Genomic DNA, 25,333 nt, shown 5'->3' on the forward strand with positions numbered 1-25,333 from the left:
CCGCCACCTGCCTGCCGGTCCGTGCTCATCCCGGTCGCGTATCCACCACCAGCGGCAGCGGCCGTTGTGTCGGATGCCCGTCGAAGTCGGCCCGGCACCGCCTCGGCATCCGGTTGCTCGACCACGGACGGGAACACATCGATGCCCCCGGCCGGGCCGCGTCGTTTCCGTTGCCGCTATTCGAGATTCAGGCCGCCGGTCGGCAGCCGCGTGGTCCCGGACACGAATTCCGGAATCACCGGACTCGCGATTTCAGTATTCGACAGTCCTGTCTCCGGTCCGAGCAGGCATACATCCGCGGTATTGCGGTCAGACACCCATGAAATCGTGGTAGCGGAACCCGACGTCGCCGTCGAGCATTTCGGCGAGTTCGGCGATCACTCCGGTCTCCTCGCGCCAGGCGAGATAGTTCTCGAAATTCTCCCGGGCCACCCACTTCTCCACGAAGAGGATCCGGTTCGGCTCGTCCTGATTACGGGTCACCTCCACGCTGATGTTGCCCTCGAAACCCCGCGTACCGGCCAGATGTTCGAGAATCCATCGGTGGAGCTCCTCATATCGGCCGGCCTTGACGGTCATGTCGATGGCTACCTGGACAGCCACGGCTTTCTCCCTTCATCGATCGAACACGGCGGAGGAAAATCCGCCGCCACGTCAGTGAACCAGAGCAGTATTCGTTTCGGGCGGAATTCGGATTGGCCGATTTCGAATCGGCGGTTCGAAATTTTTCAACCAATTATCACCGACGCGGCGATATCATCACGAAGGGTGCGCGCCGCACGCCCGGCACCGGGCATTTCGGCGCACTACACCGTGGTGTCGTCGGCGGTGCACACCGCACCGGAGCCGAGCAGTTCCCCGATCTCGTGGCGACCGAAGCCGTACTCGGTGAGCAACTGCACCGAATGTTCGCCGAGTCTTGGTGCGGGATAACGTAATTCGGGTGCGTCCGCGCTCCACCGCTGCGGGATGCCCATCGACCGCAGCGTGCCCTCCGAGGGATGGTCCTCCTCGAAGAAGAACCCGACGTCCTTCATGTGCGGATCGTCGAGCAGCGATTCGGGGGTGTTCATCTCGATCGCCGGAATATCGGCCTCGTTCAGGATCTCCAGCCATTCGGCGGTGGACCTGGTCGCCAGCACCCGGGCCAGGAATTCGTAGAGCAGTCCGATATGCTCGGTGCGCCCGTGGATATCGGCGAAACGCGGATCGGCGGCCATCTCCGGATGACCGGAGACCTCGAAGAACCGCCGCCAGTGCTTGTCGTTGTAGACGTTCACCCCCAGGTAGCCGTCCAGCGTGCGATACGGGCGCCGGTCGGGATTCATCATCCGCGCGTATCCCGACTCCCCGATCGACGGCACGAAGGTGTGACCGTAGAGGTGGTCACCCAGGACGAACTGCGCGAACGTCTCGAACATCGGCACCTGGATCTCCTGCCCGACCCCGGTCCGCTCCCGCTGGAACAGCGCTGTCGACACAGCGGTGGACAGCGCCATGCCGACCACCCGATCGGCGATCGCGGTCGCGACGTACTGCGGCGGACCGGATTTACGGCTCTGCAACACCGGCATGCCGACCGCCGCCTGGATCAGATCGTCGTAGGCCGGCCGCTCGGCGTACGGCCCATTCTGCCCGAAACCGAAAGCGCCGCAATAGCTCAGCCCCGGATTCAGCGCACGGGCCGCGTCGTACGACAGGCCGAGCCGGTCCATCGCCCGCGGCCGCAGACTGTACATCAGCACGTCCGCGGTAGCGAGCATGCGTTTCAGCGCCGCATTACCACGCTCGTTCTTGAGGTCCAGCACGATGCTGCGTTTGTTGCGATTCAAGTGCAGAAATATCGCGCCCATTCCGCGATGACGGGCAGGCCCCACACCCCTGGTCGTATCGCCTTCCCGCGACTCGACCTTCGCGACATCGGCGCCCAGATCCGCGAGCAACAGCGACCCGAACGGCCCCATGAAATTCGATGTCAGATCCACGATCCGCACGCCGTCGAGCGGTCCGGACATATGCACTCTCCTTACCCACCGCCGACCCGGAAACCAGTGAACGAAAAGGCCGGAGCACGATGATTTCGCGACCGAGGGCTGCGGGCCGATTGCCCGGACAGCCGATCTCCTCGATTATATGATCCGCCGCACGGATGACAATTGGCGAGTTCGAAAAGGCCGATTCATCGTACCCGAACACCATATTCGGACCGGGTTGCGGCACCGGCGGCCCGGAAACCGCGGGCGCCCCGACCGTCAGGAGATACCGAGGACCCGCATGCGGTTGTAGATCGTGGCCCGGCTGATTCCGAGCGCGCGTGCCGCCTGTTGCTTGTTGCCGCCGGTGGCCTCGAGCGCTGCGACGATGACCTCTCGTTCCGCTTGACGCAGTGGGGATCCCGGGCGCGGACCGTTTCGGTATTCCGGCGGCAGATCGGCCGGGATGATGTCGCCGGCCGTCCGCGTCGCGGCGACGGACCGGACCACCTGGTGCAATTCGGCGAGATTGCCCGGCCAGGGCTGCGCGGCCAGCGCGCTCAAGGTCGCGGCCGCGAAGCGAAGGCGACCGGAGGTATCCGTCTCGGCCAGCATGCGCTGGGCCAGCCGGGGGATCTCCTGCCGTCGGCGGCGCAACGGCACCAGGGTGCGCCGCGCCGAACAGGCCGCGACCAGCGGCGCGTGCACGGTGGTGAGGTGGTCACCCGGCGTAGAGGTCAGCACGATACGGCGAGCCGTACTCCGGAGATCCTGCGCGAGCAGCGTGGTCAGTGATTCGGGCAGCAGTTGGACGTTCTCCACGACCACATCGGGCCCGTCGTCGGCGGTCAGACCGGAAAGCTCTGCCGCCCAGGCATGTTCACCGTGCCGGACGATCTGCGCGGCATCGATCGTGCAGGCGTCGGGACCGGTGGTGCGCCGCGCCTCGGTGCTGCGCCCGCTCCCGTTCTCGCCGACGAGCAGCAGCGGCCACCCCGCAGCGGTGGCGCCGCCGCGGCGCCGGCCACCCTGATCCGGGACGATCTCGATCTGCATGCCCTCGACACCCTCGATCGGTGTGCACGACAACAGCACGCTGCGGCCGGAGGACAGCATCATCCGATGGGCGCCCGCCCGCGTGTATCCGGATTCGACCGCGCGAGCCCGGACCGCGGCGTGGTCGGCGGGCTCCAGGATCTCCAGCGCCGCCGGCGTCGCCAGCACCAGATCCGCGCCGACCACCAGCGCCGGACGGCCACGGCGGCAGGTGACCGCCTGGAACGCGTCCAGCAGCCGGCGCTGGTCCCGCGTCGAATCGAGCCGCAACCGGTCCTCGATCTCCCGGACCATCCGGCGGGCCAGCACCCGATAGAGCTGGTCGTCCACCCCGGCGAGCCCACCGATGTCCAGCACTCCCGCCAGCCGGCGGGTCGCGGGATGGACGATCGGATGCCCGTAGCAGGTGAAGGTTCGCAGGACCGTGAGAAAGTGCTCGGGCCCGCGGATCAGCACCGGTTGCCGGGTTTCGATCGGCGTGCCGACCGCGTTCGTCCCGACCACGTCCTCACCGAGCCGGACCCCGGGCTCGAGACCGAGACCGGCGAGCACCCTGCCGACCGCACGATCAGCGGAACGGACATCCAGCAACCGTGCGTCCTCGTCCGCGAGGACGACCGCGACGGCGGTGTCCTCGAGTTCGCCCATCATCCGCTGGACCACCGGCTGGGCTGCCCGAGCCAGGTTCCCGGCCACGATGTCATCGGCCCGGACCAGCCGCGGGCCGGTGTCCTCCCGTAATCCGTGCAGCCGCGAGCGCATCCACGAGGAGGTGATCTCCGGACGCATCGCCGAGCGTTCGGATGTCACTGCCGTGCTGGACATGGGGACCACCTCGTCTCCACCGCAACGTTCACCCCGACGCCACGGTTGCTCGAATATATAACGCATCATATTTGATAGCTGCCGCGGACCACCGGCTTTCCGCGAGAACGCAGCGATCAGCCTGCTGTTCCGAGCCGGCCGGTGACCGTCTCGAACATCCGGTGGTGCGGAACCCCGTCCCGGTCGGCCGCCGCGGTCCCGGTCGATGCCGCGGTCATCGTCACCTCTCGGTCCCGTGCCGCCGATCGCGATCGGCTCTGCACCGTGACGCCGGTCATCCGGCACACTCGACGGTAGAAAGCGCGCCGCCCGCCCGAGTGTCGAACTTCCCGGATACCGACCGGTCCGGTGCGCACGGCCACCTCGGCTTCGCCTGCGAGCCCGTCGGCCGGCCCTGATCCTCTGCACCGCATCGGATTTCGACCGGCATGCCCACCGTCGAGTGTCCAAGATTTCATACATCCAATATGAAATATCACTCGTACCCTTCGGCCATGACATCCGATTCGACGACGACCGATGTTTCCGACGTGCGCCCCGCCGGCCGTTCCGGCCGACGTACCCGCCGCCGCGCCGGCTGGACGATGGCGGTCGCCGCCGCCGTACTACCCGGTTTCGCCGCGGGAGCACAGTCCGCGGCGGCCGACCCGGCCGGCTACTACCTCTACGCGCACGGTTACCTGAGCGACGGGGTGACGGGCTTCGCCGCCACCGATACCGGGCAACCGACCCCGATCGCCGGTCGGCCCGCCACCGGGATGCCGAACTGGCCGCAGGCCGCCTCACCGGACGGCCGCCACCTCGTGGTCGCGCCGACACCGAATCCGCAGCTGATTCCCTACGCCCTCGGCGCCGGAGGGACGTTGACCCCCGGCGTGCCGCTCGCACTGCCCGACGTTCCCGTCGACATCACGTTCGCGCCGAACAGCCACGACGCCTACGTGCTCGTCGGTCTCGTCGCGGCAGCGGTGGTTCCGGTGCGGTTCGGTGACGACGGCCGTCCGGTGCGCAACGGTCCTGCCGTACCGCTCGGCGCCGCGATGGACGGCCTCGGCACGGCCGCGGTGTCACCCGACGGGCGCAACCTGTACGTGGCCAGCGTGCCCGATCGGCAGGTGCTGGTCTTCGACATCGCCGCCGACGGCACGGTGACCACGGCGAAACAGCGCGTCGGCGGTGGCCTGAACCCGCTGTTCCCGATCATGACCCCGGACGGCCGGCACCTGTTCTTCACCAATGAGCTGAGCGGCACCGTGCAGGCCTTCCTGCGGGCCGACGACGGGACACTGAGCGAGGTGGCCGGATCGCCGTATCCGGCGGGCGTGCTGCCGCACGTTCCGAGCATCACTCCCGACGGCCGCTACCTGTGCGTCCCGAACATGGGCTCGTCGCATCTCAGTTCCTACGCGATCGAACCCGACGGCGGCCTGCGGTCGCTGCCCGATGTCGACTTCTCCGCGCAGGCGGGGGTGAACGCCGAGGCCTCGGTCATGTCGCCGAGCGGGCGGGTGCTGTGGGCACTGGGTATGGATCCGCTGCGCGGCGGCGAGGAAGTATTGTCACGCTTCGGCATCGGTGACGACGGCCACCTCTCCCGTGACGACTCCGGCACGCGGTACCTCGGCACGGCATTGGCGGACGGCCGGACGTTGACACTCGTCCCGGCGCACTGAACTCGGCGCGCACAGCGGCGCGGTCCGCCGAGGGTGGGCGGCGGCGATCGGGGGAAGGATCTCGACCTGGTTGCCGCGCGGCTGCGGGTGGATTCTGGAATGGCACGGGCAGTGTCCGTGCGGCCGCCGGCCATCCGGCCGTAGCGGCCGCGACCGCTGTGAACCGAGGAGCTTCGAATGGAAACGATCCGATTTGCCAACCGTAATCTGGAGGTCGCCGCGGATCTGCGATTTCCGGCCGATTTCGATCCGGCGAAGAAGTATCCCGCGATCGTCTGCGGCCACCCGATCAGCAGCTGCAAGGAGCAGACCTCCGGCAGCATCTACGGTGAGCGCCTCGCGGAAATAGGTTATGTCACACTCGCTTTCGACGCCTCGTACCAGGGCGCCAGCAGCGGGGAGCCGCGGTTCCTGGAGGATCCGGCCACCCGGGTCGAGGACTTCAAGTGCGCCGTCGACCATCTGGTGACGCTGCCGTATGTCGACGAGGAGCGGATCGGGGTGCTGGGCATCTGCGGTGGCGGTGGTTATGCCGTCAACGCCGCGATGACCGAGCACCGCTTCAAGGCCGTCGGCACGGTGGTCGCCGCCAACTACGGCCGTCTGATGCGCGAGGGCGACTTCTCGCCGAAGGCCGCGATCGCGACGCTGGAGGCGATCGGCAAGCAGCGGACCGCCGAGGCCCGCGGCGGCGAGCCGGCGATCACCACCTACATCCCGATGACCGTCGCCGAGCGTGAGCAGGCCGGTCTGACCGACGTCGACATCGTGAACGCGGTCGAGTACTACCGCACCGACCGGGGACAGAGCGCGGGTGCACCGAACCAGCTGCGGTTCTCGGGCCTGTCCGCGGCCGTCGGGTTCGACGCCTTCCACCTGACCGAGCACCTGCTGACCCAGCCGCTACAGATCATCGTCGGCGATGTGCCGGGCGCCTTCGGCTCCTACCGCGACGGTTTCGAGCTCTACGGCCGGGCGGCGTCGGCCGACAAGAACCTGCTGGTCGTGCCCGGCGCGAGCCACTACGACCTGTACGACCGGAAGGAGTACGTCGACCAGGCGCTGGAGCGGTTGCAGGCGTTCTACGCCGAACACCTCTGAGGCGTCCGCGAGCGAAGGCCCGCCCGGTTGGGCGGGCCTTCGCCGGGCCGGTGTCAGCGAGCCGGCGGGGTGTCACCGGACATGCGACACCCCGGCCGACCACGAGGCCAGGATCCGCAACCGCTCGTGGGAGGCGCTGTCCGGCTCCGCGGACCACAGCACCAGTTGCTGTGCCTGATCTCCGGCGTAGGTGAAGGTGTCCCAATCCAGGGTCAGCTCACCGACTTCGGGATGGCGAAGCATCTTGGTGCCGAATTCCTGATGGGCGACGTACCGGGCGGCCCACCACTGCCGGAACTGCGAATCGCGCACCGACAGCTCTCCCACCAGCGCGGCCAGATCCGGGTCGGCGGGATTGGCCGCGGCGTCCATGCACAGCACCGCGACGCAGGTTCGCGCGACGCTCTCCCAGTCCTGATACAGCTCCCGGACCCCCGGCTCGGTGAACACCAGCCGCACGTAGTTGCGCCGGCGCGCCGGAATCGCCGCGAAATCGATGAGCAGGGCGGCGGCCAGGCTGTTCCACGCCAGGATGTCCAGGCGCCGCCCGAGCACCAGCGCCGGCGTATCGGTCAGCTGATCGAGCAGGCGCTGGATCTGCGGCCGGACCCGCTGCTGCCCGCGCCGCGGCGGTGGACGATGCCCGGCCGGGGCGACCAGGTTCTCCAGATAGTCGCGCTCGGCCCGGTCCAGCCGCAGCACTCGAATCAGCGCCGCCAGCACCGGCTCGGACGGGGCGAGGCGGCCCTGCTCGATGCGGGTGTAGTAGTCGGTGCTGATGGCGGCCAGATCCGCGACCTCCTCTCGGCGCAACCCGCGTACCCGGCGCGGACGACCCGGGTCGACGGTCAGCCCGACCTCGGCGGGATCGAGTTTCCCGCGCCGGGTCTTCAGAAACTCCCCCAGCTCGCGCAGATGCGGCGCTCTGTCGTTCATGGCACGAGGCTATAAGCGTGGACCCGACTCATACAGGGAAGGATCCTTCCCGGGAAGATCCTGGTCAACCCTCGATCCACCAATGTGACGCATTTTATATTATGTTTTATTACACTCTCCGTCACCAGGTGCGTTCCCTCCGCACGGGGGCTGGTCGAGCAGGAGAGCAGAGGCCACTTCAGTGACCGACAACGTTCAGATACCACCGGCGACCCTGCGACGGATCGCCGTCGCGGGCGGCATCGGCACCGTCATCGAGTACTACGATTTCTTCATCTTCGCCACCGCGGCCGCGCTGGTCTTCCCGAAGGTGTTCTTCCCGGCGCTGGGCTCTGCGGCCGGCACGGCGGCCTCGTTCGCGACCCTGGGGGTCGCGTTCGTCGCGCGGCCGGTCGGCTCGATCCTGTTCGGCCACTTCGGAGATCGCCTGGGCCGCAAGCGAACCCTGGTCGCGACGCTGCTCACCATGGGCCTCGCGACGGCCGCGGTGGGAATCATGCCGACCGCGAACAGCATCGGCGTGATCGCGCCGATCGTCGTGGTGGCGCTTCGGTTCCTGCAAGGGCTCGCCGTCGGCGGCGAGTGGGCCGGCGCCACCCTCATGGCGGCCGAGAGCGCGCCGGCGGCGCGGCGCGGATTCTGGTCGGTGTTCGGATCGTTCGGCGGTTCGGTGGGACTGGTGCTCGCCAACAGCACCTTCCTGATCACCGGCGCAACCATGAGCGATCACGACTTCGAGACGTACGGATGGCGAATTCCGTTCCTCACCAGCCTGATTCTGGTCGGGGTCGGACTGATCGTCCGGCTCCGCATCGAGGAGACGCGGGTGTTCACCGCGGAGGTCGCCCGGCACGGCGCCGCACCCGTCCCGCTGACCGAGGCGATCCGCCGGCAGCCGCGGGAGGTGCTGTACGCCTGCGGTCTGCTGGTGATGGTGTTCGCGTTCTACTACATCGCCGTCAGCTACTTCCTGACCTACGGCACCTCGCATCTGCATCTGAGCCGCACCACCGTGCTGGCCCTGAGCCTCGTGCCCGGGGTCGTCTTCGGGGTGTCGACGGCGGCGAGCGCCTGGCTGTCCGATCGCGTCGGCCGCAAACGCCTCATCGCGGCGGCCGACGCGATCGCCGTGCCCTGGGCCCTGCTGCTGTTCCCGATCGTGGAGTCGGGCGGGGTGGTCACCTATTCCGTCTGCGCGACGGTCACCGTCGTCATCGCGGGTGTCGCATACGGGCCGGTCGGCGCATTCCTGCCGGAGTTGTTCGCGACCCGGTACCGCTACACCGCCAGCGGCGTGACCTACAACGTGGCCGGCATCCTCGGCGCCGCCGTCCCGCCGGTGATCGCCGCCCCGATCACCGTCGCCTACGGCAGCGCGACGTTCGGGGTCTTCCTGGCCGTGCTGTGCGCGATCAGCCTGGCGGCCGTCCTCGGCCTGCCCGACAATCGGCCCGTCCGGATGGACAGCGGAAGTCCCGCAACCGAATCCGACGACACCCCGGCAACGCTCGCCTGACCGGCGCCGCGGGGTCGCGCAATCACCGTGGCCCCGCGGCGCATCCCGTCCGGCAGCCTCGCTCGGCGGCGAATTCCGCTACGCCGTCGACTCGACCTGGTCCGACCACAGTCCCTGCTTCTCCAGCATGGCGACGAGTTCGTCGGCGCCGGACATGATGTGGTCGCGCATCAGGGAATTCGCGGCCTTGGCCCGGCGCTTCTGCAATGCCTCCAGAATGGCCGGATGGTCGCGCAGCGTCTTGTCGGTGTGGCCCTCGATGGCCCCGTAGAAGCGGTTCGGCAGCTGTTTCACGACCGAGCCGAGCAGCATCGCGAGCCGGCGCGAGTCGGCCGCGAGGTTGATGGTGCGGTGGAACTCGTGGCCCAGCGCGACAATTCGCTCGGACTCGTCCTCGGTCCCGGCGGCCTGCTCGTGCTGGGTGATCAGATCGGCCAGATGCCGCAGTTGCCGCTCCGAGATGCGCTTGGCGGCCCGCCCGGCCAACTCTCCCGCCAGCGTGGCCTGCACCCAGAACAGGTCGCGCACATCCTGACGGTCGAACACCGATACCATGAAACCGCGCCGCGGCACGAGTTCGACGAAGCCCTCCCCGCCGAGCAGCAACAATCCCTCCCGCACCGGGGTGTTGCTGACCCCGACCGCCTCGGCGATCGGCTCGGTGCGCAGGAAGTCACCGGGGCGGACCCGGCCGGAGATGATCAGCTCGCGGACGTACCCCGCGACATCCTCGGAGAGCTGCTGCCGCTGCGAACCGGCACTACGCGGCAGATCCCGCATCCTCGCGTCCATCGCGGCTCGATCCCTTCCCGAGAGGCTTTCTACGCATTATGCCTCATGCACGACGCCGGCTCGGACCGGCGAACCGGCCGAGTGGGTCGGCCGAATCTGTCGCGATCCAGAGACCCGAGCCGATCCGATAGCGCGGAAATACAATATATAAACTTCAATCGAACGGCTCCGAGAAGGTGGAACCGGACGTCCGCACGCGGGCGTCAGGCAGGGTCGTCCGGGAACACGATCCCCGCCGCGACCAGATCGGCGATCTGTTCGGCGGTGCAGACCTCGGCGCAGACGGCGCGGCTGTCGGAGCCGACGCGCGGGGCCACACCCTTGCGGTCGGGACGTTCGCCGTCGAAGCGCCACGGCGGACGCAGCACGGCCAGGGCATCCGCCTGCGGTTCGACCAGATCCAGCCATCGGACCTGCTCGTGGGCGAGGTAGCCGGACATGGTCAGCACCGGGGCGAACGGGACGTCGCGCGCGGTCAGCACCCGATCCCAGTGCTGCACGGATTGTTTCGCGAACTCGTCCGCGACGATCTCGGCGAGTTCGGTGTAATTCGCCTCGCGCGGCCGATATTCGGCGAAGCGCGGATCGGTCAGCAGGTCCTCACGTTCCATGGCCACACACAGGGCCTGCCAAAACTTCTGCGAAGACGACAGGTGCACCGCCAGGTACTCCCCCGAGGCCGTGCACACGCAGAAGTTCTGCGCCTGCGGGTGCCGGCTGCGCCGGGTCGGGTCGGCGCCCAGCTCGAACAGTTGCGAGATCCCGTCCGCGGTGAGGGTGCTGACCGCCTCCATGATCGAGGTCTCCAGCTGCGGCCCGGCGCCGGTGCGCAGGCGGCCGACCAGGGCGGCCAGCACGCCGGTCGCGGTCACCAGGCCGGTGACCAGGTCGGCGCTGAGGCCGCCGGCCAGTTGCGGATGCCCCTCGTCGCTGAACAGCGAGTAGAGCCCGCCGAAGGCGTGGCCGATGGTGTCGTAGGCGGGCCGATCGGCCAGCGGCCCACCGGATCCGAAACCGGTCACCGAGCCGTAGATCAGGTCCGGCCGCAACGCCTTGCAGTCCTCGGGGCCCAGCCCCATCGCGGCCAGCTTCCCGGGCCGCAGATTCTCGAGGACCACATCGAACTTCGGGACCAGGGCCTTGATCACAGCGATCCCCTCCGGCCGCTTCAGGTCGACCGACAGGCTGCGCTTACCGGTGTTGTACTGGCGGAAGTACGGACTTCCGTCGTTCTGGTGGCGCCGGAAATCCTCCCCGTGCACCGGCTTCTCCACCTTCACGACCTCGGCGCCCAGCGCACACAGCATCGATGTGGCGAACGGCAGGGAGATGTACCCGCCGATCTCCAATATCCGGATACCGGCGAGCGGTTTGTGCTGCATAGAGCTGACCTCCACAGAACCAATGGTCGAATATTATATATGCCAACCCGGCACGGGGGGCCGAACCGACGGACCGACGGACCGAATCGAGGTGAGCAGCTGACCCGCTACTCATATTTCATATATTATATATACTTTGCGTGCGCCGTGTCACGGTTGCCCGCCCGGCGGATGCGCGATCCGCCGCCAGCTATCGAAAGACGTCGACATGCAGCATGTTCCCCCACTCGAGGCCGCGGTCGCGGCCCTGGTCACCGGCCTCGACCACGACACCGTCCCCGCTGCGGCGCTGGCCGGCGCCCGGCGGCTGATGCAGGATCAACTCGCCGTGCAGATCGGCTGCGCCGCGCTGCCGTGGAGCCGGGCGGTCCTGGAACTGGCCCGGACCTCCCATGCCCCGGGCCGGGCCCACGTGACCGTCGACGGCGATACCATGAGCGCCGCCGACGCCGCGTTCGTCAACGCCACCTACGGCCACGGCTTCGAATACGACGACGCGCACCGCGCGAGTTCCAGCCATCCCGGCAGTTGCGTGGTGCCCGCGGCGCTGGCGCTCGGCGAGGAGCTGGGCAGCACCATGCGCGAGGTGGTCAGCGGCATCGTGGCGGGCTACGAGGTGTACACGCGGCTCGGTGTGCTGGCCGCCCCGGACCTGCTGGAACGCGGCTTCCATCCGCATGCCGTGCTGTCCGCCTTCGGCGCGGCCGCCGTCGCGGCGCGGATGCGCGGCTTCGACACCGAGCGCACACTGCACGCGCTGTCCATCGCGCTGAGCCACTGTTCGGGCACCACCGAGTACACCTCCACCGGCGGGTCGGTGAAGCGCCTGCACGCCGGCATCGGCACCCGCAACGGCCTGCGCGCCGCGGACATGGCGGCGGCCGGGATCACCGGACCGACGACGTTCCTGACCGGCGCGAAGGGTCTGTTCCACACCTTCGCGGGCCGTCCGGTGGCCGCCGACGCCGTCGAGATGTTCAGCCGGAGCGGCGATTTCGAGGTCACCCGGGTCTGGATCAAACCGTACTGCTGCTGCGGGATCAATCACGCCTTCATCGACGGCGCGCGGGAGCTGGCCCACCTCGCCGACGACATCGCCACGGTCCGCCTCGGCATCCAGACCGGCGGTAATTCGATCGTCGGTAGCCGCAATGCCCATGCCTATGCCCCGCAGACCATCGAACACCTGCAATACAGCCTGCCCTTCCAATTCGCGCTGGCCCTCCTGGGTCTCGGCAACGGGTTCACCACCCACCACGACTATCTGACCGGCCACCTCGATCTGTCCTCCGGCAGTCCCGCGGCCACCCTGGCCCGCCGGGTCCGCATCGAGGTCGATTCCCGCCTCGACACCGAATATCCCGGCCGCTGGGTCGGCGACATCACCGTCACCCACGGCGACCGCACCGAGACCCATCTGTTCGTCGAGAACCCCCGGGGTACCGCCGAAAACCCCATGGCCCCCGACGATCTCGACGCCAAGTTCCACGACCTCACCGCCGCGGCGCTGGGCCCGGAACGGGCGGACACCCTCATGAAGGCCCTCACCGCCGCCGATCCGTCCACTCCCGTCGGCGAATTCACCGCGCTGCTGCGCCGATAGTTTCGGGTCGGCCCGGGTCCCGCCGGATGACGAATCCGCGCCGGGGCTCGGGCGGATTCGAATCGACCTGGGGCTCAAGCAGATTCGAAGGTGGCAGCCAGGCCCTGGCCGCCACCGATGCACATGGTGGCCAGGCCGCGGGACGCGCCGCGCCGCTTCAGCTCGTGCAGCAGGGTGGTGACCATGCGTGCGCCGGTGGCGCCGATGGGATGACCGAGGGAGATGCCGGAACCGTTGACGTTCAGGCGGTCCTGATCCTTCCAGCCCCAGCCCGCCAGTACGGCCAGGACCTGGACCGCGAACGCCTCGTTCAGCTCGACCAGATCCGTCGAATCCAGCAGCGCCACGGTGTCGGTGCCCTGCCGGGTGGCCAGCCGGGCGACGGCGGGAACCGGGCCGAGGCCCATGCGCGAGGGTTCGCAGCCCGCGGCGGCCCAGCCGGTCAGGAAGCCGATCGGGGTCAGGCCGAGGTCGTCGAGCCGATCCTCGGCGACGACCAGCATGCCGGCGGCGGCATCGTTCTGCTGGGCGGCGTTCCCGGCGGTGACCGTACCGCCCGGGACGACCGGGCGGAGCCGGGCCAGGGTCTCCGGTGTCGAATCCGCGCGGACGCCTTCGTCTTTCGCGAAGGTGACCGGATCACCCTTGCGCTGCGGAACCGCGACCGGCACCACCTCGTCGTCGAACCGGCCGGCGGCCCAGGCCGCGGCGGCACGCTGCTGACTGCGTGCCGCGTAGACATCCGCCGCTTCCCGTCCGAGTCCGTACTCGGCGGCCAGGTTCTCGGCGGTCTCGATCATGCCGGAGATCCGGCCGAAGCGGGCCTCCGGCTGGGAGCGTTCGCGGCCACGATCCAGCCGGTCGTACAGCGCGGCGGTGCCGGCCCGGGCGCCCCAGCGGGTCGCGGTCGAGTAGTACTCGATGCGGCTCATCGATTCCACGCCGCCGGCCAGCACCGCGTCGGCGGCGCCGGTCTGCACCATCATGGCGGCGGTGATCAGAGCCTGGAGCCCGCCGCCGCAGCGCCGGTCCAGCTGCATGCCGGGCACGGCGATCGGCAGGCCCGCGTGCAGAGCCAGCCAGCGGCCCACGCACGGCACCTCCGAATTGGCGTAGGACTGCGCGAAAACCACGTCGTCGATGCGCTCGGGATCGATCCCCGACCGCTGCACCACGGCGCGCACGACCGCGGCGCCGAGATCCTCGACGGGCACCTCCCGCAGCGCGCCGCCGAAGGCGCCCACGGGCGTGCGAGTGGGCGCCACGAGTGCGGCGCGCCGGAGAGTGGAGTTCATAACGGTATCCGATCTTGTTGTTGTCGAAGGGTTTTCACCGATCCGGGTCAGCCCTGGTCGGCGGTCAGCCAGAATCCCCGGGACCCCAGCATCTCCACCGCTCGGTTGCCGCCGCGCAGGAAGTGCGCCTCGGTCAGGCCGCCGGCCGCGGACACCGATCGGGCCCGCAGCGCCGCCACGATCTCGCGGTGATCCCGGTCGGCGGTCTCCGGCCAGTCGTGATGCGCCTCGTAGAACCCGTGCGGCCCGGCGGAACCCAGCACCCGGAGTGCGGCGATCAGCCGCCGCGATCCGGCGGCCCGGTTGATGACCCGATGGAACTCGAAGTTGAGCGCTTCCCGTGCGGGACCGGATCCGGTGACCGCCATCCGATCGAGCAGCACATCCAGCCGATTCAGGGCCGCGTCGGTGATCACGGTCGCCGCGTGCGCCGCGGCCAGCCCGGACACCACCCCGAGGATCCAGTAGTGATCCCGCACGTCGTCCCGGCTCAGACGGGCCACGAACGCACCGCGCCGAGGCGGAAGTTCCACCAGCCCTTCGATTTCCAGCTTGATCAGGGCCTCGCGCACCGGCAGCTTGCTGGCGCTCAGGGATTCGGCGATCTCCTCCTGATCGATCCGGTCCCCCGGGCGCAGTTCACCGGAGAAGATGCGGCGCCGGATCTCCTGCGCCGCCACGGTTTTCAAGCTGACCGACACCGCGGAGAGGGGCACGGACGGATCTCGCATGGAAGACATCGCCGCACCTCAGGCCGGGGGCGGACCGGCGGCCGCCCGCGCACCGAATTCCGTTCGGATCGCCGCGGTGTCGGCGCCGAGGGCGGGTACCGACCCGTGCCGGATCGGCCAGCCGGTCGCCAGCGCCGGCGGCACCAGCGCCGGGACCGGTCCCGAGGGGGTCTCCACCTTGCGCCACCGGTCCCGGGCCGCCAGCTGCGGATGCCGCGTCAGTTCCACCACCCCGTTCAGCCGCGCGTTGCCGATGCCGGCCGCATCGGCCGCGGCCTGGATCTCGGCCAGCGTCCTGGTGGCACACCACTGTTCGAGCAGCCGGTCCAGCTCGGCCCGGTGCCGGATCCGGTCGTCGTTGTGGGCGTAGCGCGGATCGTCCGCCAGCTCGGGCCGCCCGATCAGCTCGGCCAGCCGCCGCCATTCGCGGTCACTGGTCGTGCCGAGCACGGCGGTCCGGCCGTCGACAGTCGGATATGCCCCGTAGGGTGCGATCATCGGTGAGCCCAGCCCGACCGGCACCGGTTCGGTCCCGGTGTGCAGCACCTGGTTGAGCGCGAAACCCATCATCTCGGCGACGGTGTCGAGCATGGCGATCGGGATCACCGCGCCCCGCCCGGTCCGCTCGCGGTCGTACAGTGCGGCGAGCACGGCCGAGTACGCGTACAGCGCGGTGCCGATATCGGCGATCGGGATTCCGGGTTTGGCCGGATGTCCGGGGGTGCCGGTGATGCTGCACGATCCGGCCTCGGCCTGGATCAGCAGATCGTAGGCCCGTTTGTGTTCCAGCGGACCGCCGCTGCCGTAGCCGGAGATGTCCACGATGATCAACCGCGGATGGTCCCGTGCCAGCGCGTCCACGCCGAGGCCGAGCCGGTCCAGCGCGCCCGGCCCCAGATTGCTGACCAGCACGTCGGCGGCCGCGAGCAGCTCGCGCAGCACGGCCAGATCGGCCGGATCCGCGAGATCCAGTGCGGCCGACTCCTTTCCGTGGTTGAGCCAGGTGAAGTGCGCCGACAATCCACGCACCACGGAGTCGTAGTGCCGGGTCGAATCCCCGCACCCCGGCCGCTCCACCTTGACCACCCGGGCACCCAGATCGGCCAGGTGCCGGGTGCACAGCGGGGCCGAGATCGCCTGCTCCAGACCGACGACCATGACCCCGGCCAGCGGGCCGTTCGAATGCTGTTCGCTCACAGGAACTTCGGCTCCCGCTTCGCGCGGTGCGAGGCGACGCCCTCAACCACGTCCGGTCCGCCGAAGCCGTAGAATTCGAGCCCCAGCGAGGCATCGAAGATCGGCATGGCCTGCCGGTACCAGCCGTTGAGCGCCATCTTGGTGCCCTGGATCCCGGCCCGCGACCCGGTGGACAACCGGATGGCCAGTTCCAGGGCCCGGTCCTGGACCTGATCGTCGTCCACGCACAGCGACACCATGCCCAGCCGCTCGGCCTCCTCGCCGGTGATCACGTCGTTGGTGAGCAGGTGGTACTTGGCCTTGGCCATCCCGCACAGCAACGGCCAGCAGATCGCGGCGTGATCCCCGGCGGCCACGCCGATCCGCACGTGCCCGTCCACGATCTTGGCCCGCCGCCCGGCGACCGAGATGTCGGCCAGCAGGGCGACCACCAGTCCCGCCCCGACCGCGGGACCGTTGATCGCGGAGACGATCGGCTGCGGCACCTCGATGAGGTTGCGCACCAGGTCCCGCGCCTCGCGCATGACCCGGGTCCGCGACGCGTGGTCGCCGATCATGTCCTCGATCAGGTCGAAACTGCCGCCTGCCGAGAACGCCCGGTCCCCGGCGCCGCGGACCAGGATCGCGCGCACCGATTCGTCGCGGGCGATCACCGGCCAGATGTCGGCCAACTCCCGATGCAGCACCGGGCCCACCGAATTCAGGTTCGGGGCGTCCAGTACGAGCCGCAGCACCCCCTCGACGGGGCGATCGATGGTCAGCGACGAAAAGTCGTCGTATCCGGGCACAGTCGTTCCTCTCGTTACCTGATGTGATGCACGGTGGCGATGCCCGCATCCGGCTCGGCGGGTCCGGCGTCCCACCGGGCCGCCACGGCGGCGACCTGCTCGGTACCCGCCGGCGGCGCCGAGGGGGTGCGGGCCGGAGTGCGGCCGAAGCGGGGGGCGGGCGCGGGATGCAGCGCCGCGCCGATCCGCTGGTACAGCCCGCGGGCGGCGTTGTGCGGGTCGGCCGCCGCCTCGTCGAAGGTGAGGACCGGGCTGACACAGGCATCGGTGCCTCGGTAGATCTCCGCCCATTCGGCCCGGGTGCGCCGGACGAGGGCGGCGGCGATCAGTTCGCGCAACCGCGGCCAGCGCACCCGGTCGTCCGGATTCGGCCAGCCGGAGGTGTCGACGCCGAGACGACCGGTGAACTCACGGTAGAAGTCCGGTTCCAGCGCCCCCACCGCGAGGTAGCGGCCGTCCGCACACCGGTAGGTGTCGTAGAAGGGCGCGCCCGAATCCAGGAAGTTCGTTCCCGGTTCGTCGGAGTACAGCCCGGCCGCCCGCAGGCCCTGCAACTTCGCGGTCAGCAACGCGACCCCGTCGACCATCGCGACGTCCAGCACCTGACCGTGGCCGCTGGTGTGGGCCGCCACCAGCGCGCACACGATCCCGAAGGCGCCCAGCGCCCCGCCGCCGGCGTAGTCGCCGAGCAGATTGATCGGCGGGCGCGGTGCCCCGCCGGCCGGGGCCAGCGCGTGCAGCACACCGGACTGCGCCACGTAATTGATGTCGTGCCCGGCCTCGTGCGCGCGCGGGCCGGTCTGCCCGTACCCGGTGAGCCGGGCGTACACCAGCCGCGGATTGCCTGCCGTGACCTCCGCGGGACCGAGTCCGAGCCGCTCGGCGACGCCGGGCCGGAAGCCCTCGACGAATACGTCGGCGGCACCGGCCAGCCGCAGCACCGACTCCCGGCCGGCGGGATGTTTCAGATCGACCGGGACCGTGGTGACGCCCCGGTTGACGATATCGACTTCGGCGGCGAGCCCCTCGGTCTGGTCCAGCGCCCGGGCGCTGCGGTGCGCGGGCCGCACCACGCGCACCACGTCCGCGCCCGAATCGGCCAGCAGCATGGACACATACGGCACGGGACCCATGCCCGCGAGCACCAGCACCCGGACCCCGGTCAGCGGTCCCGTCATCGGATCATCCCTCTCAGTAGGAACGGGGCAGGCCGAGCACCTGCTGGGAGACGTAGTTGCGCACCATCTCCTGGGAGAACGGCGCGTTGCGCAGCAGTCGCACCTCCCGCCACAGCCGCTCGATGTGGTACTCCCTCGCGTACGCGTACCCGCCGAGGGTGGAGAAGGCGCGGTCGCACGCCTCGAATCCGCCTTCGGCGCCGAGATATTTGGCGGCGGCGGCCTCCGGCCCGCAGGGCAGGCCCCGGTCGAACAGGTCGGCCGCCTTCATCGCCATGCCCTCGGCGGCCTCGAGCCGGATCCACGAATCGGCGAGCGGATGGGCGACGGCCTGATTCTTTCCGATCGGCCGGTCGAAGACGATGCGGTTCTTGGCGTAGTCGGTCGCCAGATCCAGAGCGGCCCGGCCCAGGCCGATCCCCTCCATCCCGACCACGATGCGCTCGGGATTCAGGCCGTCGAGCAGATAGTAGAAGCCCTTGTCGACCTCGCCGACGAGCCGATCCTCGGCCACTTCCAGATTGTCGATGAACAGTTCGTTGGTGTCGATCGCCGCACGGCCGAGCTTGTCGATCTCCCGCACGGTGACGGCCTTGCGGTCCATGTCGCAGAGGAACAGCGACATGCCCCACAGCGGCTTGTCCTCGCTGCGCGGGGAGGTGCGGGCCAGCAGCAGGATCTTCTGCGCGTTCTGCGCGTTGGTGATGAACACCTTCTGCCCGTTGATCACCCACCCGCCGTCGACCTTGGTGGCCTTGGTCTTGATGCGCGAAGTATCCACGCCCGCAGTGGGTTCGGTGACGCCGAAGGCCATCAGCAGCTCACCGGCCGCCAATTTCGGCAGGTACTCCTGCTTCATCGCCTCCGAGCCGTATTTCACGATCGGCGCGGGCGGGAAGACGTAGAAGTGGATCGCGGAGCCGCCGCTCATCCCGCCACCGGAGGCGGCGATCTCCCCCATCATCACCGCCGCCTCCCGCAGGCCGAGGCCGATCCCGCCGTACTGCTCGGGGATCATCGCGCCCAGCCAGCCACCGGCGGCGAAGGCGTGCACGAAGTCCCACGGGTATTCGTGCTTGCGGTCCTTGTCCAGCCAGTAGTCGTAGCCGAACCGGCGGGCCAGTTCCCGGGTCGCCCGGCGCACGACCTCGATGTTGTCGTCGACCTCTGCGGTGGTCATCGTCTGCTCTCCTGATCATGTTCTCCCGCAACGGGAATGGCCTCGAGCGGGGTGGTGGGGTCGAGGGCGGACAGATCGCCCGGCGCGGTGCCGAGGAAGCGGGCGCGGATCGCGCGCCGCATGATCTTGCCGTTCTTGGTCTTGGGCAGGGTGTCCACCACGTGGACCCGCGGTGCGAAGGACCGGCCCGCGTGCCCGGTGGCGGTGTCCTGGAGATCGGCCGGCGCGACGCCGCCATCGCGCAGCACGGCGAAGGCGACCGCGCGTTGCCCGCGCTGTTCGTCGGGGACGCCGATGACCGCGACTTCCGCGATCCGGTCGTCCCGTAACAGGGCCGTCTCGATCTCGGCGGGTCCGACCCGGCGGCCGGACAGTTTGAGGGTGTCGTCGGAGCGGCCGTGGATGTGCCACATGTCCGAGTCGTCGACACTGGCGAGATCACCGTGCACCCAGATACCGTCCCAGCGGCTCCAGTAGGTGTCCAGGTAACGGTCGCGGTCGTTCCAGAACGCGTGGGTCATGCCGGGAAAGGTGTTGCGCACCACCAGTTCCCCGATCTCGCCGGTGACCGGCCGGCCGTCCTCGCCGAAGATCGCCGCGTCCACGCCCGGCAGTGGCGCGCTGAACGCCGCCGCCGCCGCGGGCAGGAACGGATAGCCGACCAGCAGGCCGCCGCCGACCTCGGTGCCGCCGCTGTAGTTGACGATCGGGATGCGCCTGCCGCCGACCTCGCCGAACAGCCACCACCAGGTGGGCTCGTCCCATGCCTCACCGGTGGAGACGAACGCTCGTAGCGTGTCCATCGCAGGCGCGTCGGCGCCGGCGGCACGCAGCGCGCGGGCCGCCGTCGGCGCGATACCCTGGACGGTGATGCCGTTGCGCCGCACGATATCCCACATCCGATCGGGGGTGGGGTAGGTCGGCAGGCCCTCGATCATGACGATGGTCGCGCCCAGTTGCAGCGGCCCGGTCATCAACATCGGGCCGACCAGCCAGCCCAGATCGGTGATCCAGCCGACCACCTCCCCGGCGTGCAGGTCGAAGCCGTAGGCGAAATCGATCGCGGTCTTCACCGCGAAACCGCCGTGCGAGTGCACGATGCCCTTGGGCCGTCCGGTGGTGCCGGAGGTGTAGACCACGGTGAGTGGATCGTTCGCCGCGGTGTCGACGGTCTCGATCGGCGCCGGGTGCGGATCCAGTTCGTCGTAGTACACATCCCGGCCGGCCGTCATCGGCACGGCGGCGCCCAGGTGCCGCACCACCACGACCGTGTGTACCGACGGCGAATCCGCCAGGGCCGCATCGGTGGTCGCCTTCAGATCGATCGGCAGGCCCCGGCGGGTGGTGCCGTCCGCGGTCACCAGAGCGACGGCCTCGGCATCCTGGAGCCGGGTCGCCAGCGCATCGGGGGTGTAACCGCTGAAGGTCGGGACGGAGACGGCGCCGAGCGTGGCGATGGCCAGGAACGCGACCGCGGCTTCCGGCACCACCGGCATGAACAGTGCCACCCGGTCGCCGCGGCGTACTCCGAGTTCACGCAGGTTCGCCGCGAAACGCCGGACCTCGGCGTCCAATTCGGCGAAGGTCAGGGTGCGGCGCTGCCCGTTGTCGCCCTCGTACACCACCGCGAGCTGCCCGGCCCGCTCCCCGGCGGCGTGCCGATGTGCGCACAGCCGCGCGACATTGATCCGGCCGCCCGGAAACCATTGTGGGAAAGGCTTTCCCGCCGAGTCGTCGACCACCCGCTCGAACGGCGCACCGAATTCGATGCCGAGATCGGCGACGGCCGCCCGCCAGAACCACTCCGGGTCGGCGACCGCGCGCCGGTTCAGCTGCACGACCGCGGCCGCATCGGACCCCAGTCCCCATTCCCGCATCGCGGCCAGCAACCGGCTGCGCTCCCGCACCACATCGTCGGGCACCCAGGCCGGGACGGTGGCGGGCTGTACGTCTGCCATGAGCCTGTCCTCCTCGGTCCGATCAGGCATGCTCGGCCGTGAGCTTGAGCATCAAGCCGACGCGTACGGCGTCGCAGACGACCTCGTCGCGCTGGTTGATCCCCAGATGACGGAAGGTGACGATGCCCGAATCGTCCCGGCTACGGGACTCCCGCCGGGTCACGATCTCGGTGCGGACCTGGATGGTGTCGCCGTGGAACACCGGCTTGGGGAAGGTGATCTTCTCGAAGCCGAGATTGCCGAGGGTGGTGCCCTGTGTGGTCTCCGGCACGGTGATGCCCGAGACCAGGCCAAGGATGAACAGGCTGTTGACCAGGCGCTGGCCGTAGATCGAATTCTTGCTGTACTCCGCGTCCAGGTGCAGCGGCGCCAGATTCAATGTCATCACGCTGAACAGCGTGTTGTCCGCCTCGGTGACCGTCCGCCGGGTCGGGTGGTCGATGACCAGACCCGGTTCCAGTTCTTCGAAGTACAAGCCCGGCATGTGATGTCCTTTCGCCACGCCCGGCCGTGACACCGGGCGAGATGGAATATATTATGTATGAAACGCGATCGGCAACAGACGCCGTCAGACCGCTAAAATATAATATATTATATCATAATCGCATATCGCGAGCCTGCTCGAAGGGAGCCGACCTTGTCCGACGTCAGTGCCGAGGACTTCGCGCCGATCCTGGCCCAGGTCCGCCGGTTCATCCGGACGAAAGTCGTCGCGCGCGAATCGGAGATCCTGGCCACCGACGCCATCCCCGCCGACATCCGGCGCGCCGCCGCCGAGATGGGGCTGTTCGGCTACGCCGTCCCCCAGGAGTGGGGCGGCCTGGGCCTGGATCTGACCCAGGATGTGGAACTGGCCATGGAATTCGGCTACACCTGCCTGTCGCTGCGGTCGCTGTTCGGCACCAACAATGGGATCGCCGGGCAGGTGCTGGTCAACTACGGCACCGATGCGCAGCGCAAACAGTGGCTCGAGCGGATCGCAGCGGGTGAGGTCATCGCCTCCTTCGCGCTCACCGAACCCGGCGCGGGCTCGAACCCGGCCGGCCTGCGCACCAGGGCCCGTCGCGACGGCGCCGACTGGATCATCGATGGGCAGAAGCGATTCATCACCAATGCCCCGTTGGCCGACCTGTTCGTGGCCTTCGCCCGCACCGCAGAACCCGGCCCGGACGGGCCCGGCATCGCCGTGTTCCTGGTACCCGCCGCGACACCGGGCGTCCAGGTCGGACCGAAGGACGCCAAGATGGGTCAGGAGGGCGCTTGGACCGCCGACGTCACCTTCACCGATGTCCGGGTACCCGCGGCCGCGCTGGTCGGCGGCGCCGAGGACATCGGCTACCGGGCGGCCATGAGCTCACTGGCCCGCGGCCGGGTGCACATCGCCGCGCTGTCGGTCGGCACCGCGCAGCGCTGCCTGGACGAATCGGTGGCCTACGCGGCCAGCGCCACCCAGGGCGGCACCCCGATCGGCGATTTCCAGCTCGTCCAGGCGATGATCGCCGATCAGCAGACCGGTGTCATGGCCGGGCGAGCGCTGGTCCGCGACGCCGCCGCGCAATACGTCTCCGGCGCGGACCGCCGGATCATGCCGTCGGTGGCGAAACTGTTCTGCACCGAGATGGCCGGGCGGGCGGCCGACAACGCGGTGCAGATCCACGGCGGCTCCGGTTACATGCGTGAGGTGCCGGTCGAGCACCTCTATCGCGACGTGCGGCTGCTGCGCCTGTACGAGGGCACCAGCGAGATCCAGCGCCTCATCATCGGCGGAGGACTGGTCCGGGACGCGAAGAAACGCACCTGACCACCCGCCGGGACGGCACCATGGTCCAGGAGCCCGTCCACGGGCCGGCGCGACGAATCACCGTGCCGCACCGGCACATCCACCTACCGAGAGGAACCCCATGCCAGGGCCGTTGCTACAGGACAAGACCGCCGTCGTCACCGGTGCGGCACAAGGAATCGGCTACGCCATCGCCGAACGCTTCCTCGCCGAAGGCGCGCGCGTGGTCATCGGCGACATCGACGAGGGCGCCGCGAAGGACGCCGCCGAGCGCCTGGGCGGCGCCGCCGTCGCGATCGGAGTGCGCTGCGATGTGACCGTCGCCGACGAGGTGCAGGCGCTGCTCGACGCCGCCGCGGCCGCCTTCTCCCCCGTCGACGTCATGGTCAACAACGCCGGGATCACCCGCGACGCGACCATGCGGAAGATGACCGAGGATCAGTTCGACCAGGTCGTCAGCGTGCACCTCAAGGGCACCTGGAACGGCACCCGGCTGGCCGCCGCGATCATGCGCGAGCGTGGCAGCGGCGCCATCGTCAACATGTCCTCACTGTCCGGCAAGATCGGGCTGGCCGGACAGACCAACTACTCGGCCGCCAAGGCCGGCATCGTCGGCCTGTCCAAGGCCGCCGCGAAAGAGCTTGCCCACCTGGGTATCCGGGTCAACGCCATCCAACCCGGCCTGATCCGCACTGCCATGACCGAGGCCATGCCGGAAAAGGTCTGGGCCGCCAAAATGCGCGAGATCCCGATGGGCCGCGCCGGAGAGATCGGCGAAATCGCCTCGGTGGCACTGTTTCTCGCCTCGGACCTGTCGGCGTATATGACCGGCACGGTCCTCGAGGTGACCGGGGGACGGTTCATGTAACCACCGCAGACGCGACGGGGGTGTCGACGCGGCGGCGGCCGTCGACACCCCCGCGAATGCCTCAGACCGTGACGTTCTCCGGGAACACCGGACTGGCCGAGACGAAGCCGGTGAATTCCAGTCTCCGGATCTTCCATGTCCCGTCTTCGACCACGAAGGCGAAGTCATAACCGCCCGAGAGCAATTGGTGACTGCCGTCCTCGGTGAGCCGGAAGTAGAAGACGTCGGTCTTCGCAGTGGCGGTGTGGCCGTCCACACCGATCACGGGGTTGGTGATGTGGTGGTGACAGCGGGGGACCTGGCGCCAGACCGTCTCCACCAGTGCGCGCACCCCATCGATGCCGTGCCCTTCGCCACGCGGCAACAGATAATCGGCATCGGCGGACCAGATACCGAGGAAGATGTCGGGATCCTTCTTGTCGATGCCGTGGCAGTACTTCGCCATCAGCGTCTTGATCTCCTCGATGTCGGCGAGCCACTGTATTTTGGCGGCGAGATCGGTCGATACATTCGTCATGGATTGATCCTTTCCTTCGACGATCGAGTTCGACGGCGGGTCTACAGGTCGTCGGGTGAAACGGCCGGCGGGCGGTAGTGCTCGGCCTCGGGGCCGGAGCTGACGGGTGCGTGGTTGAAGCCCGGGAGAAGCAGGTGACCGGCGTCGACGGGCAGCGCCACACCGGTGATGTGCTCGGCGAGGTCGGAGAGCAGGAAGACCACCGCGTTGCTGACGGCCTGCGGCGGCAGCGCGGTGCGGCCGGCGAGGGGGGCGTAGCCGTAGATTCCGTCGAGGGCGATGTTGCGGTCGGCGGGATCTCCGGGCGCGACGAACATGGTGTGGCCCATGGGGTTGTCCCAGATCTTGGTATCGATCGCACCCGGGCACACGGTGTTGGCTCGCACGTTGTGCGGGCCGAGTTCCAGGGCGGTGTTCCCGACGAGGCCGACCACGCCGTGTTTGGCGGCGATATAGGAGGTGTAGCCCGCGGTCGCCTCGAGTCCACCGACCGACGCGATCGCCACGATGGCACCCGCGCGCCGTGCCACGAAGTGGGGTGCGACCGCCTTGATCGTGCGGAACACGCCACCGAGGACGGTGTCGACGACGGTCTGGTAGTCCTCTTCGGTGGTCTGCCAGCCCGCCGGGCCGAGGTCCCACACTCCGGCATTGGCGACGACGCCGTCGATACCGCCGAGGGTGTCGACAGCACGGGCCACCGCGGCGTCCAGGGCCGTCTGGTCGCGCACGTCGCCGACCACGGTCAGAGCGCGGCGGCCCTGGTCCTCGACCAGCTTGCGGGTCTTGTCCAGGTCTTCCTCGGTGGCCAGCGGGTACTTGACGCCCACGACAGGTGCGGCGACGTCGAACAGGACGACGTCGGCGCCCTCCTGCGCCGCGGTCACGGCGTGCGAACGGCCCTGTCCGCGTGCGGCTCCGGTGATGAAGACGACTTTGCCGTCGAGAGTTCCCATAACAGTTTCCTCTTGTCGATTCGGGGAG

The 25,333-nt window shown here is 69.0% G+C and carries 22 protein-coding genes; 6 read left to right on the plus strand and 16 right to left on the minus strand.

Annotation, left to right across the window (positions count from 1 at the left end; all coding sequences use genetic code 11):
* Nucleotides 1-309: 309 nt before the first annotated feature.
* The 3 genes from LBW94_RS24710 to LBW94_RS24720 all read right to left on the minus strand — a co-directional run bounded on the left by LBW94_RS24710 (nt 310) and on the right by LBW94_RS24720 (nt 3,854).
* Entirely contained in the window at nt 310-603 is a 294-nt protein-coding gene (locus LBW94_RS24710; RefSeq protein WP_225060089.1) for a putative quinol monooxygenase, read from the minus strand.
* Nucleotides 604-806: 203 nt separating this feature from the next.
* Nucleotides 807-2,015, minus strand: coding sequence for a CaiB/BaiF CoA transferase family protein (locus LBW94_RS24715; protein WP_225060090.1), 1,209 nt, complete (start codon nt 2,013-2,015; stop codon nt 807-809).
* Nucleotides 2,016-2,252: 237 nt separating this feature from the next.
* Nucleotides 2,253-3,854, minus strand: coding sequence for a sigma-54-dependent Fis family transcriptional regulator (locus LBW94_RS24720; protein WP_225060091.1), 1,602 nt, complete (start codon nt 3,852-3,854; stop codon nt 2,253-2,255).
* A 494-nt stretch (nt 3,855-4,348) separates the two neighbouring features.
* On the opposite strand from LBW94_RS24720, the gene LBW94_RS24725 reads away from it, so the two are divergent.
* Nucleotides 4,349-5,527, plus strand: coding sequence for a lactonase family protein (locus tag LBW94_RS24725; RefSeq protein ID WP_225060092.1), 1,179 nt, complete (start codon nt 4,349-4,351; stop codon nt 5,525-5,527).
* 177 nt (nt 5,528-5,704) lie between these two features.
* A complete protein-coding gene (locus tag LBW94_RS24730) occupies nt 5,705-6,628 on the plus strand; it encodes an alpha/beta hydrolase (RefSeq protein WP_225060093.1) in 924 nt (307 codons plus the stop codon).
* A 72-nt stretch (nt 6,629-6,700) separates the two neighbouring features.
* Here LBW94_RS24730 and LBW94_RS24735 read toward each other — a convergent pair whose 3' ends face one another.
* Nucleotides 6,701-7,564 carry a helix-turn-helix transcriptional regulator gene (locus LBW94_RS24735; RefSeq protein ID WP_225060094.1) on the minus strand — a complete coding sequence of 288 codons (864 nt, stop codon included), beginning with the start codon at nt 7,562-7,564 and terminating at the stop codon, nt 6,701-6,703.
* Nucleotides 7,565-7,745: 181 nt separating this feature from the next.
* On the opposite strand from LBW94_RS24735, the gene LBW94_RS24740 reads away from it, so the two are divergent.
* On the plus strand, nt 7,746-9,080 hold the full coding sequence (locus LBW94_RS24740) for an MFS transporter (protein ID WP_225060095.1): 1,335 nt from the start codon (nt 7,746-7,748) through the stop codon (nt 9,078-9,080).
* 78 nt (nt 9,081-9,158) lie between these two features.
* Here LBW94_RS24740 and LBW94_RS24745 read toward each other — a convergent pair whose 3' ends face one another.
* Nucleotides 9,159-9,872: a GntR family transcriptional regulator gene (locus LBW94_RS24745; protein ID WP_225060096.1), complete on the minus strand. Its 714-nt coding sequence runs from the start codon at nt 9,870-9,872 to the stop codon at nt 9,159-9,161.
* Nucleotides 9,873-10,075: 203 nt separating this feature from the next.
* On the minus strand, nt 10,076-11,254 hold the full coding sequence (locus LBW94_RS24750; RefSeq protein ID WP_225060097.1) for a CaiB/BaiF CoA transferase family protein: 1,179 nt from the start codon (nt 11,252-11,254) through the stop codon (nt 10,076-10,078).
* A gap of 208 nt (nt 11,255-11,462) precedes the next feature.
* On the opposite strand from LBW94_RS24750, the gene LBW94_RS24755 reads away from it, so the two are divergent.
* A complete protein-coding gene (locus tag LBW94_RS24755) occupies nt 11,463-12,857 on the plus strand; it encodes an MmgE/PrpD family protein (RefSeq protein WP_225060098.1) in 1,395 nt (464 codons plus the stop codon).
* A gap of 74 nt (nt 12,858-12,931) precedes the next feature.
* Here LBW94_RS24755 and LBW94_RS24760 read toward each other — a convergent pair whose 3' ends face one another.
* The 8 genes from LBW94_RS24760 to LBW94_RS24795 are packed head-to-tail and all read right to left on the minus strand — an operon-like array spanning nt 12,932 to nt 21,668.
* On the minus strand, nt 12,932-14,152 hold the full coding sequence (locus LBW94_RS24760) for an acetyl-CoA C-acetyltransferase (RefSeq protein WP_225060099.1): 1,221 nt from the start codon (nt 14,150-14,152) through the stop codon (nt 12,932-12,934).
* Between the two features lie 47 nt (nt 14,153-14,199).
* Nucleotides 14,200-14,892: a GntR family transcriptional regulator gene (locus tag LBW94_RS24765; RefSeq protein ID WP_225060100.1), complete on the minus strand. Its 693-nt coding sequence runs from the start codon at nt 14,890-14,892 to the stop codon at nt 14,200-14,202.
* A 9-nt stretch (nt 14,893-14,901) separates the two neighbouring features.
* Entirely contained in the window at nt 14,902-16,041 is a 1,140-nt protein-coding gene (locus LBW94_RS24770) for a CaiB/BaiF CoA transferase family protein (RefSeq protein WP_225060146.1), read from the minus strand.
* A gap of 35 nt (nt 16,042-16,076) precedes the next feature.
* On the minus strand, nt 16,077-16,868 hold the full coding sequence (locus tag LBW94_RS24775; RefSeq protein ID WP_225060101.1) for an enoyl-CoA hydratase/isomerase family protein: 792 nt from the start codon (nt 16,866-16,868) through the stop codon (nt 16,077-16,079).
* Nucleotides 16,869-16,882: 14 nt separating this feature from the next.
* Nucleotides 16,883-18,046: a CaiB/BaiF CoA transferase family protein gene (locus tag LBW94_RS24780; protein WP_225060102.1), complete on the minus strand. Its 1,164-nt coding sequence runs from the start codon at nt 18,044-18,046 to the stop codon at nt 16,883-16,885.
* Nucleotides 18,047-18,059: 13 nt separating this feature from the next.
* Nucleotides 18,060-19,226: an acyl-CoA dehydrogenase family protein gene (locus LBW94_RS24785; protein WP_225060103.1), complete on the minus strand. Its 1,167-nt coding sequence runs from the start codon at nt 19,224-19,226 to the stop codon at nt 18,060-18,062.
* Nucleotides 19,223-21,184, minus strand: coding sequence for an AMP-binding protein (locus tag LBW94_RS24790; RefSeq protein WP_225060104.1), 1,962 nt, complete (start codon nt 21,182-21,184; stop codon nt 19,223-19,225). The genes LBW94_RS24785 and LBW94_RS24790 overlap by 4 nt, the downstream gene beginning before the upstream one ends.
* Nucleotides 21,185-21,206: 22 nt before the next feature.
* Nucleotides 21,207-21,668, minus strand: a complete 462-nt coding sequence (locus tag LBW94_RS24795) for a MaoC family dehydratase (RefSeq protein WP_225060105.1) — start codon at nt 21,666-21,668, stop codon at nt 21,207-21,209.
* A 153-nt stretch (nt 21,669-21,821) separates the two neighbouring features.
* On the opposite strand from LBW94_RS24795, the gene LBW94_RS24800 reads away from it, so the two are divergent.
* Complete coding sequence (locus LBW94_RS24800) at nt 21,822-22,985, plus strand: acyl-CoA dehydrogenase family protein (RefSeq protein WP_225060106.1); 1,164 nt, start codon at nt 21,822-21,824, stop codon at nt 22,983-22,985.
* Between the two features lie 100 nt (nt 22,986-23,085).
* Complete coding sequence (gene fabG, locus LBW94_RS24805; RefSeq protein ID WP_225060107.1) at nt 23,086-23,832, plus strand: 3-oxoacyl-ACP reductase FabG; 747 nt, start codon at nt 23,086-23,088, stop codon at nt 23,830-23,832.
* Nucleotides 23,833-23,893: 61 nt separating this feature from the next.
* On the opposite strand, the gene LBW94_RS24810 is transcribed toward fabG, so the two are convergent.
* Nucleotides 23,894-24,349, minus strand: a complete 456-nt coding sequence (locus LBW94_RS24810) for a nuclear transport factor 2 family protein (protein WP_225060108.1) — start codon at nt 24,347-24,349, stop codon at nt 23,894-23,896.
* Nucleotides 24,350-24,390: 41 nt separating this feature from the next.
* Nucleotides 24,391-25,305, minus strand: a complete 915-nt coding sequence (locus LBW94_RS24815) for a mycofactocin-coupled SDR family oxidoreductase (protein ID WP_225060109.1) — start codon at nt 25,303-25,305, stop codon at nt 24,391-24,393.
* Nucleotides 25,306-25,333: the final 28 nt, after the last annotated feature.

The sequence above is a fragment of the Nocardia sp. alder85J genome (assembly GCF_020176955.2).
Lineage (GTDB): Bacteria > Actinomycetota > Actinomycetes > Mycobacteriales > Mycobacteriaceae > Nocardia.